This is a genomic window from Brevundimonas sp., assembly GCF_013823285.1.
GTDB lineage: Bacteria > Pseudomonadota > Alphaproteobacteria > Caulobacterales > Caulobacteraceae > Brevundimonas.
Genome location: NZ_PNLV01000086.1, coordinates 1 through 10,668, shown reverse-complemented (window position 1 = coordinate 10,668; position 10,668 = coordinate 1). Strand labels below are relative to the sequence as shown.

The window sequence follows — 10,668 nt, the reverse complement described above, 5'->3', positions numbered from 1 at the left end:
TTTGTGGCCCGCGCCGGGGAGGTCGCGGGCCTTCAGTACATTCCAAAATCAGGCGAGGGCCGAACGACGAATTCGTTCGGCCCCGCCCGTTCGTGTCGATAACCGGCGGCTCAGCCGGTCATCTGCTCCAGTTCCTTGCCGCGGGTCTCGTGGACCAGGGCCAGGACGAAGAACACCGAGACCAGGGCGCTGACGGCGTAGAAGCCGTAGGTCAGCGTCAGGCCGATGCCGGCGGCCATGATCGGGAAGCTCATGGTGATGCCGAAGTTGGCGATCCACTGGGCGAAGCCCGAAACCGCCAGGCCGGAGCCGCGGATCTGGTTCGGGAACATCTCGCCCAGCATGACCCACATGACCGGGCCCCAGCTGAAGTTGAAGAACATCACATAGATATTGGCCGCCACCAGCGCCAGCAGCCCCATCCCCGGCGTGAGGTCGAGGAAGCTGGATGAAAGGGTGGTCTGCGCGTCATAGACCGTGCCGTTGTTCAGCACCGTCCCGGCCTCCAGAACCGTGCCCGAGGCCATGAAGGTCCCGGTGGAGAAGGCGTAGGCCACCAGCCCCAGGGTGATGGCCATGCCCACCGAGCCGATCAGCAGCATGGGCTTGCGGCCCAGCCTGTCGATGACCAGCAGGCCCAGAACCACCGCCGCGATGGACAGGGCGCCGGACAACACATTGATCATCAGGGCGTCGTTTTCGCTCAGTCCCACCGACTGCCACAGCACCGCGCCGTAGTAGAAGACGATGTTGATGCCCACCAGTTGCTGGAACACCGCAAGGCCGATGCCGGCCCAGACGATCATGCGGACGCCGCCCTTGTTCCGGTCCAGCAGGTCCGACAGGCGCGGCTTGTGATCCGCCGTCAGGGACTGCTGGATTTCGGCCACCTTCAGGCCCGCGGCCTTCGGTCCGAACAGGCGGGACAGAACCTCGGCGGCCTTTTCATGCTTGCCCTTGATGACCAGGAAGCGCGGGCTTTCGGGGATCAGGAACAGGGCGAAAAAGAAGATGACCGCGGGGATCAGCTCCACCCAGAACATCCAGCGCCAGGTGGTGAAGCCCAGCCAGAATTCGGTGGTCGACCCGCCCGCCGTATTGGCCAGCAGGTAGTTGGCGAGAAACGAGAAAAACAGGCCCGAGATGATGGCGATCTGCTGGATCGTCGTCAGGCGGCCGCGCATGTGGGCCGGGGCGATCTCGGAGATGTAGGCGGGCGCCATGACACTGGCGGCGCCCACGGCCAGACCGCCGAGGATGCGGTAGATCACGAACTCCGTCGAGGAGCCCGCGATGCCCGAGCCCCAGGCGCTGACGATGAACAGCACCGCCGCCACGATCATCATGGTGCGGCGGCCCCAGACGTCGGCCGCCCGGCCCGCGAAGGCGGCGCCGATGGCGCAGCCCAGCAGCATGGAGGCCACGTTGAAGCCGGTGCCCACCGCCTGGGAATTGAAGGCCTGACGCAGGCCCTCGACGGTGCCGTTGATGACGCCGCTGTCGTAGCCGAACAGGAAGCCGCCGATCGTCGCCACCAGCACGGTGAGGATGACCAGCCCCATGTTCGTTCGTTCCAGTTCGGCAGAGGGCGGCGCCCCTGCCTGGTTTATATCCGTCATGCCTCAGTCCTCCCGATGGGGTTCTCCCGACCCCGGTTGAGACGCCCGGCTATCGCCAGCCTGCGTCCACGAAATACTCATGCCCGGTGATCGCGCGGGCGTCATCAGACGACAGGAACAGGGCCATGGCGGCGATGTCCCCGGGTTCGATTCTCAGCGTCAGGCACTGGGCGGCCACGATCTCGGCCTCGCCCTCGGGCGAATACCATTTCATCTGGCGCTCGGTCTTCACATTGCCCGGCACGATGCAGGCCACGCGCACCCCGTCCGGCCCCCATTCGCGGGCCAGGGCGCGGGTCATGCCCTCGATGGCCGCCTTGGCCGTCTCGTAGAGCGACAGGTCGGGCAGACCCAGATGCCAGGAGATGGAGCCCAGGTTCAGGATCACGCCCTTGCCGCGCCTGCGCATGGCCGGAGCCACCGTCTGGGCGGCGAAGAACTGGTGGCGCAGATTCACCGCCATGCGCTCGTCCCAATAGGCGGGCGTGACCGCCTCGGCCTTGTGGCGATCGTCGTTGGCGGCGTTGTTGATGAGCACGTCCACCTCGCCGTGCTCCGTCTCGATGCGGGCGAAACAGGCTTTCAGGGCGTCCAGATCTGTCAGGTCGCAGGGCATGAACACCGGCGCGGGAGACTGCTGGGCCAGACGCGACTCCAGCGCCCGGGACGGCGCCTCGGCGATGTCCAGAAACACCACCCGCGCGCCCTGCCGGACGTAGGCCTCGGTCATGCCCTCGCCGATGCCCGAGCCGCCGCCGGTGATGACCACCAGCCGGCCCTTGAGAGAGGGATAGATCGCTTCGCTCATCGCGCGCCTCCAAGCAGGCCGCGAGAGGCCAGATTACGCATCAGTCCGGAGACCCCCAGCGTCCAGGGCGGGGCCTGGTCAGAGGTGGTCACCTTGTTGTCGAGAACGCCCAGGCGGGGCGAGGACACCCGCACCCGGTCGCCTGGCTTGTGGGTGAAGCCGCCGCCCGGCGCATCGCGGTCCTCGATGGGCGCGAACATGGTGCCCAGATAGAGGATCAGGCCGTCGGGGTACTGGTGATGCCTGCCGATGGTCTGGCCCACCAGCTCCACCGGATCACGGCTGATCAGGCTCATGGAGCTTTCGCCCTTCATGACGAAGCCGTCCTCGCCGACCACCTCCAGCGAGATGGTGGCCTGACGCAGGTCGTCCAGGGTGAAGGCGTCGTCGAACAGGCGGATGAATGGCCCCAGCGCAGCCGAGGCGTTGTTGTCCTTGGCCTTGCCCAGCAGCAGGGCCGAACGTCCCTCGATGTCGCGCAGATTGACATCGTTGCCCAGGGTCGCGCCGAGGATGCGGCCGGCGGCATCGCAGACCACCGCCACCTCGGGCTCGGGGTTGTTCCAGGCGGAGTCCGACCGCACGCCCACATAGTCGCCCCAGCCCACCGAGGAGAGGATCGGCGCCTTGGTGAAGATCTCGGCGTCGGGGCCGATGGCCACCTCAAGATACTGGGACCACAGACCGTCGGCGATCAGGGCGGTCTTGAGGGCGGCGGCCTGTTCCGAGCCCGGCTTCACGGCCGACAGGTCCGCGCCGACCTTGTCCTTCAGCGCCTTGCGGATTTCATCGGCGGCGGCGGCGTCGCCGCGGGCGCGCTCCTCGATCACCCGCTCAACGGCCGAGACGGCGAAGGTCACGCCCGATGCTTTCACGCACTGAAGATCGACCGGCGACAGCAACTTGACCGCATCGGGCGACGGCGCGTCCCAGACGGTGGCGAAATCCATGTCCGCCAGGGCGCCGAGATCGCGGCCCTCAAAGACGGCGAGGTCATCGGCGAGGGCGAGCGCGTCGGCGCAGGTGGGGGCGAAACCGGAGATGTCCTGAACCCGGCCCTCGCGGACGCGCACCGGCGTCGGGCCTTCCGGCAGTTCGATCCGTCCGATCAGGGTCGCGGCGTCCCGATCCGCCGCAAGGCAATCAACAATACTGGTCATTTCCCCCGCCGTCGCGTGAGGTGGGCGAACCCACCGGCGCGGTCGTTTCTGTTAGCGGTAACATCAAAGGGCTGACCGCCGGTGTCAAGGCCATTCACGCGGCGGCCCGATCAGGGGGTCAGTCGTCGGTGGGCGCCGGTCCGCAGGAGTCGCGCACGACCAGGGTGTGGGTCACCAGCCGATCCACGGGCGCATCGGCCCGCGCCTGGCCCCGTCCCCGGATGTCCTCGCTGAGGATGCGCACGGCGGCCTCGGCCATCTCGGCCACGGGCTGACGCACCGTGGTCAGCTCCGGCCAGACGGCGGTGGCGATGGAGGTGTCGTCGAAGCCGACCACGGTCAGCTGCCCCGGCACGTCCAGCCCCTTGCGGTGGGCGGCGGTCAGGACGCCGGCGGCCATGTCGTCATTGGATGCGAAGATCGCCGTCGGGGGACGCCGCGCCGACAACAGGCGTTCGGCCGCCTCGAGCCCGGAGCGATAGGTGAACTCACCCGCCTCGATCAGGGCGGTGGCGGCGGGCTCGGCCGCGCGCATCTCGGTCTCGAAGCCCAGCAGGCGCTCGGCGCTGGCGGTCTGGTTGGAGGCGCCCTTGATGAAGCCGATGCGGCGGTGGCCAAGCTCCAGCAGGTGCCGGGTCATCTCGGCGGCGGCGGCGAAATCGTCAATGCGCACGGCGCTGGCGTCCGAGCGGAAGCGCCCGGCGGCCACGGCCACCACGGCCACCTCCCCCTCCTTCAGCTCCGACAGGGCGGCATAAGACTCTCCGTGGGGCGGCGGCAGGATCACCCCGGAGGCGCCCCCCGCGATCAGGCGGCCCACCGCGGCGCGCTCGCTCTCGGGATTGGGATCGCACTTCTCGATCAGCAGCAGGGCGCCGGTCTTCTGGGCGCCGTCCAGGGCGCCGACCAGAAATTCGCTGAGATAGCCGGCGGACGGGTTGGAGTAGAGCAGGCCGATGCGGCCGCCGCCCTGCCGGGCCAAGCTGCGCGCCGCCGCGTTGGGCGCATAGCCCAGGGCCTCCACCGCGTCCTGCACCGTCTTGCGGGTGGCGTCCTTGACCCCGGGCGCCTCGTTCATGACCCGCGACACGGTCATGGGCGAAACCCCGGCGCGGCGCGCCACGTCATGGATGGTGACGGCGCCCTTTCTGTCCTTGCGGGAGTCGGCCAAGCCTGCTCGCCCCTTCAAATTACAATGTCCCCTGATCGACCCTGGAACGGCTCAGGTCAACGGTCCGAAGGGCACGACCCGGTTGGCGGAATCATGGCCGATGTCGGCGCGGCCCAGGTACGGGACGCCCGAGCGGTCGCACCAGTAGCGCACGATCTGCTCCGGGCTCAGGCCGAAGTCCGGGTCGTTGGGGGTGATGTCGCTGACCCGGCCCAGGCGGATGCCCGCCACGCGGCGAATGGAGGGCTGACCGGTGATGTGGAACATGGCCCGGTCGGTGCGGTAGTCCGCCTCCCCCACCTCCTCCAGCATCAGCACGTGGCCGGTCAGGTCGGGCTCCAACGCCGTGCCCAGAAGCTGGCTCAGGATGGTGATGTTGAACGCCGCTGTGGGCGCGGCGCCGGTCAGGACGCTGGGCTCCAGCGCCGTCTTGTCCCGCCGCACCAGCCAGTCGAGGGCGCGGACGAAGGCGACCTTGCCGTCCGTCCGGCGCAGGTCCTGCACCATGGGCCCGTGGAACAGCTGTTCGAACCCCAATCGGTACAGCCCCGCCAGGATCGAGCCGGCGTCGGAGTAGCCCATGTATGTCTTCTTGCGCGCGACGTCGTTGACCCCGGCCATGACCGCCTCGGCGATGCGGCAGGATCCATAGCCGCCCCGGGCGAACCACACCGCGTCGTGGGCCGGGTCATTGGCGATGTCCAGAAACGCCTTGGCCCGGCCCGCGTCGTCGCCCGCGAAATGGCCATGCTTGCCGAAGGAGGCCGGGTGGAACTTAAGCTCGACCGCGCCGTCGGGATAAAGCGCGCGCACCATGTCCTGCGCCTGTTCGGCGGTCTCCCGCTCGAAGCGCGAGCTGGCGGCCACGACGCCGATGCGGAAGGGCTTGTCGGGGCTGGCCATTCTCTCGCGCAATCCTCTGGCGCCGCCGTCGCGCCGTGCTAGAGCCTGATCGGCTGAGGTGGAATCGCTGCGCGATTCCGCTGATGCCGTGAATCAGGCTCCAGAATTAAAGCGAGAGCATGATTCACGCTTCAGCCGGAACCGCAAAGCGGTTCCGTCAAAAACGATCATGCTCTAGTCAGGCGCTTCAAGCCTTCGGGGTTCGCGGCGCATGAATCAAGACCAGTCCTATTTCTTCTGCGGCGTCGGCGGCTCGGGCATGCTGCCGCTGGCCCTGATCGTGAAGGCGCGCGGGGCCGCTGTGGAAGGCTCCGACCGGGCGCTGGATCAAGGCCGGACGCCGGAGAAATTCGACTGGCTGCGCGGCCAGGGCTTCACCCTGCATCCCCAGGACGGATCGGGCGTGCGCGCCGGTCAGGTGGTGGTGGCCACCGGGGCGGTGGAGGACACCGTGCCCGACATCCGTGCGGCGAAGGCCGTGGGGGCCCGGATCCTGACCCGGCCCCAGCTGCTGTCCGATCTGTTCAACGGGGCGGAAACCAGCGTCGGGGTGGCGGGCACCAGCGGCAAGTCCACCATCACCGGCATGATCGCCTGGATCCTGCATCGGGCCGGGCGCGCGCCCACCGTCATGAACGGCGCGGTGATGACCAATTTCGTCCGCCCCGACCAGCCCTTCGCCAGCGCCCTGATCGGCGGCCCCGACCTGTTCGTCAGCGAGGTGGATGAGTCCGACGGCTCCATCGCCCGCTATGAGCCCACCGTGGCGGTGGTCTCCAATGTCTCGCTGGACCACAAGTCCATGGATGAGCTGCGGGTCCTGTTCGGCGGTTTCGCGGGGCGGGCCGCCACCGCCGTGCTGAACCTGGACGACGCCGAGACCCCCGCCCTGGCGAAACAGGCCGAGGCGACGATCACCTTCGCCCTCGATAATCCCGACGCCGACCTGCGCGCCGTAGACCTGGCCCCCACGGCCGCCGGCATGACCTTCCGCCTGATCGAGACAGGCGGTGCGGTCCATGACGCCGAGCTGTGTGTGCCCGGCGCCCACAATGTCGCCAATGCCCTGGCCGCCGTCGGCGCGGTCAAGGCGCTGGGCGTGGCGGTCGCGGACGCGGTGGCGGCGCTGAGGGATTTCTCGGGCATCCGCCGTCGTCTGGAGGTGGCCGGTCAGGCGGGCGGGGTGACCGTGATCGACGACTTCGCCCACAACCCGGACAAGATCACCGCCACCCTCAACACCCTGCACGCCTTTCCCGGCCGACTGCTGATCCTGTTCCAGCCCCACGGCTTCGGCCCGCTGAAGCTGATGAAGGCCGAGTTCATCGACGTCTTCGCCCGGCTGATGAGCCCCGAGGACGTGCTGCTGATGCCCGAACCGGTCTATTATGGCGGCACCACGGACCGCAGCGTGGGGTCGGGCGACATCGCGGACGGCATCGCGGCGGCGGGTCGTCATGCGGAGGCCCTGCCCGACCGCGCGGCCTGCGGCGAGCGTCTGGTCCAGATGGCCCGTGCCGGCGACCGCATTCTGGTCATGGGCGCCCGCGACGACACCCTGTCCGAATTCGCCGCCGACCTGCTGAAGCGCCTCGACGCCGGGACTTGAGGGAACGCCCGCCCGTTCCATCTGTTCGACAGGTCGCCCTCACATCCAGCCTTCCCGACGGAGCCCGCCATTTTTCAAGCCGACGTCCCGCCCGCCCCGCCCGTCACTGTCGACGAGATCGTGGTCACCGCCGCGCGCCTGCCGCCCGCCGCGGGCGACGCTGCCTTTGCGGTGATCCGACTGGACCAGCAGGATCTGGAGGCCACCCGGCGGGTGGACGAGGCCCTGACCGGGGTGCCCGCCGTGTCGCTGTTCCGGCGCACCTCCAGCGTCTCGGCCAATCCCACCACCCAGGGCATCTCCCTGCGCGCCATCGCCCCGTCCGGCGCCGGACGCACCCTGGTGACCCTGGACGGCGTGCCGCTGAATGACCCGTTCGGCGGTTGGGTGATCTGGTCGCAGCTGGCGCCGGAGTCCCTGGACAGTCTGGACGTCGTGCGGGGCTCGGGCGCCGGCCCCTACGGCGCCGGGGCCCTGACCGGGGTGATCGTGATGCGCGAGCGTGAGGCGGGCGCGGTGCTGGACGCCTCGGTCGCCGAGCGCGGCGGCGCGCGCCTGTCCGGATCGAGATCGCAAGGGTTCGGACGTCTGACCCTGACCGCCTCCGGCCTCTACGAACACAGCGACGGCTATGTGCCGGTGCGCGGCCCGGAGCAGGGCGCGGCGGACACGCCGACGGATCTGGAAAGTCTGGGCGGCGCCCTGCGCGCCGACTGGGCGGCCACGGACGACATCGCCGTCTCGGCCCGCCTCGGCGCCTGGGAGGATGAGCGCGGCGCCGGGCTGGATGGGGCGCGGGCGGAATCCAGCGGCCAGATCTACAGCCTGACGGCGGCGCGACAGCCTACCGCCGACCGCCTCGGCTGGCGGGCGCAGGTCTGGCGCCATGACAGCGATCTCAGCAACACCTTCGTGTCGGTGGCCGACGACCGGTCGAGCACGTCGCTGGCCAACAACCAGTACGCCACCCCGGCCACCGGACTGGGCGCCAATCTGGCCCTGCGCCGCGCCGCCGAGCGCTGGGGCGGATCGCTGGAGTGGGAGCTGGGCGCCGACGTGCGGTCCACCGAGGGCGAGGTGCGCGAAGTGAACGCGTTCAACCGCCAGCGCATCGCCGGGGGCGAGACCCTGATCGCGGGCGCCTATGCCGAGGGCTCCTGGACCGGCGGGCCCTGGCTGGTCGCCGGGGGCCTGCGCGCCGACCGGTGGAGCAACAGCAACGGCCGCCGGCTGGAGACCAATACGGCGACGGATGTGGTGCTGCTGGACCAGCGCTCACCGGACCGCGACGGCGAGGTGGTCAGCGCGCGTCTGGCGGCGCGGCGCGATCTGGGCGGCGGCTGGGCGGCGCGGGCGGCGGCCTACACCGGCTTCCGGCCCCCGACCCTGAACGAGCTGCACCGGCCCTTCCGCGTCGGCAACGACATCACCGAGGCCAATCCCGAGCTGGAGCCCGAGGTGCTGCGCGGCATCGAGGCGGGTCTGGCGTGGAGCGGCGGGGCGGTGGATCTGACGGCCACCGTGTTCCACAACGAGATCGAGGACGCCATCGTCAACGTCACCATCGGCGAGGGGCCGGGGACCTTCCCCGTGGCCGGCTTCGTGCCTGCGGGCGGCGTGCTGCGCCAGCGCCGCAACGCCGGGACCGTGGAGGCCACGGGCGTCGAGGTGGAGGCCCGCTGGCGGCTGGAGACCGTGACCCTGTCCGGCGCCCTGTCGGCCACCGACGCCCGCATGGACGGCGGGACCGACGCGGCCCAGCTGACCGGGCTGCGTCCCGCCCAGGCGCCCATCTGGAGCGCCACCGCCGGGATCGACTGGCGGGCGTCCGACCGTCTGGGCCTGTCGGCCCGCGCCCGGTACGAGAGCCGCCGTTTCGACGACGACCTGAACAGCCGCGCGCTGGATCCCGCCTTGGTTCTGGACGCCCGGGCAGAGTGGCGGGCGAGCCCGCGCACCGTCCTGTATCTGGCCGCCGACAACCTGTTCGACGAGGATGTGGAGGTCGCCCGCACCGGCGACGACGTGCCCGGTTACGGCCCGCCGCGCATCGTCCGCGCGGGGCTGCGGGTTACCTATTGAGCGGGATGGAGTGAAATCTTGCGTCATCGGTTCGCGGAAACCGGTGTCAGCGCATAAACTGATGTTTCAATCCGGATTGGTCCGGTTGGCGCGGGCGTGGAAATCCCCCAAGACGGGGGCATCCACGCAACTGGTGAAGGTGAGGCGCGAATGCCGACGCTCGTTCTGTTCGGCGGAGGCGGCGATCTGGCGCTGCGCATGCTGCTGCCGTCGCTCTATTTCCTGGAGCACGACGATCTTCTGCCCGAGGGGCTGAAGGTCATCGCCGCCGCGCGCAGCGAGGAAAGCCGCGACGCCTATCTGGCCGGCGTGCGCGAGTGGGTCCAGCCCCGCGCCGAGGCCGACGGCCAATGGAGCGCCAAGGCCTTCGACCGGCTGACGAAACGCATCGACTATCTGGCCATGGACGCCACCGATCCCGACAGCCTGACCGCGCTCAGGGACAAGGCAGGGACCGAGGACCTCACCTATTTCCTGGCCGTGTCGCCGTCGCTGTACGCCCCCATCGTCAATGCGCTGAAGGCCATCGGCATGACCGGCGGCAAGACCCGCATCGTGCTGGAGAAGCCGGTCGGGCGCGACCTGAAGACCTTCCGCGAGATCGACCAGGCGGTGGCCGCCGCCTTCACCGAGGACCGGGTGTTCCGCATCGATCACTATCTGGGCAAGGAGACGGTCCAGAACCTCATGGCGCTGCGCTTCGCCAACGTCATCTTCGAGCCCCTGTGGAACAACCTGTCCATCGACCACGTGCAGATCACCGTGGGCGAGACCACGGGCGTGGGCGACCGCTGGCCCTACTATGACGAGTACGGCGCCCTGCGTGACATGCTGCAGAACCACATGCTGCAGCTGCTGTGTCTGGTGGCCATGGAGCCGCCGTCGGACATGGACCCGGACTCGGTGCGCAACGAGAAGGTCAAGGTGCTGCGATCCCTGCGCCCCATCACCAAGGCGGCGGCGAAGAAGGTCACGGTGCGCGGCCAGTACACGCCGGGAACGGTCGAGGATCAGGCGGTCAAGGGCTATGAGCAGGAGCGCGGCCAGGCGTCGGACACCGACACCTTCGTCGCCCTGCGCGCAGACATCGACAACTGGCGCTGGGCCGGGGTGCCCTTCTTCATGCGCACCGGCAAGCGCATGCCCGACAAGCGCACCGAGATCGTCATCCAGTTCAAGCCGGTGCCCCACTCCATCTTCGACGGCGACGGGCGCGGCGACATCGTGGCCAACCGCATGGTCATCGCCCTGCAGCCCGACGAGGACGTGTCCCTGTCGGTGATGAACAAGGCGCCGGGGCTGGACGCGAAGATGCG

Annotated in this window: 8 protein-coding genes; 3 read left to right on the top strand and 5 right to left on the bottom strand. The window is 69.3% G+C overall.

The genetic code is table 11. The features are described 5' to 3' along the window. Positions 1–110: 110 nt before the first annotated feature. From C0461_RS11380 to C0461_RS11360, 5 genes are all read right to left on the bottom strand, one after another. Complete coding sequence (locus C0461_RS11380; RefSeq protein ID WP_292107001.1) at positions 111–1,619, bottom strand: sugar porter family MFS transporter; 1,509 nt, start codon at positions 1,617–1,619, stop codon at positions 111–113. A gap of 49 nt (positions 1,620–1,668) precedes the next feature. Continuing rightward, positions 1,669–2,427, bottom strand: coding sequence for an SDR family oxidoreductase (locus tag C0461_RS11375; protein ID WP_292106998.1), 759 nt, complete (start codon positions 2,425–2,427; stop codon positions 1,669–1,671). Continuing rightward, positions 2,424–3,587 carry a fumarylacetoacetate hydrolase family protein gene (locus C0461_RS11370; RefSeq protein WP_292106996.1) on the bottom strand — a complete coding sequence of 388 codons (1,164 nt, stop codon included), beginning with the start codon at positions 3,585–3,587 and terminating at the stop codon, positions 2,424–2,426. The genes C0461_RS11375 and C0461_RS11370 overlap by 4 nt, the downstream gene beginning before the upstream one ends. Before the next feature lie 118 nt (positions 3,588–3,705). Beyond that, positions 3,706–4,758, bottom strand: a complete 1,053-nt coding sequence (locus C0461_RS11365) for a LacI family DNA-binding transcriptional regulator (protein ID WP_292106994.1) — start codon at positions 4,756–4,758, stop codon at positions 3,706–3,708. A 51-nt stretch (positions 4,759–4,809) separates the two neighbouring features. Next, positions 4,810–5,661, bottom strand: coding sequence for an LD-carboxypeptidase (locus C0461_RS11360; protein ID WP_292106992.1), 852 nt, complete (start codon positions 5,659–5,661; stop codon positions 4,810–4,812). 211 nt (positions 5,662–5,872) lie between these two features. Here C0461_RS11360 and C0461_RS11355 point away from each other — a divergent pair, with 211 nt between their 5' ends. From C0461_RS11355 to zwf, 3 genes are all read left to right on the top strand, one after another. After that, positions 5,873–7,270 (top strand): Mur ligase family protein, encoded by a 1,398-nt coding sequence (locus tag C0461_RS11355; protein ID WP_292106991.1) that lies wholly within the window; start codon positions 5,873–5,875, stop codon positions 7,268–7,270. A gap of 120 nt (positions 7,271–7,390) precedes the next feature. After that, positions 7,391–9,352, top strand: coding sequence for a TonB-dependent receptor (locus C0461_RS11350; protein ID WP_292106989.1), 1,962 nt, complete (start codon positions 7,391–7,393; stop codon positions 9,350–9,352). Positions 9,353–9,502: 150 nt separating this feature from the next. Next, positions 9,503–10,668: glucose-6-phosphate dehydrogenase (zwf, locus tag C0461_RS11345; RefSeq protein WP_292106986.1), on the top strand; the 1,166-nt coding region annotated here is incomplete at its 3' end.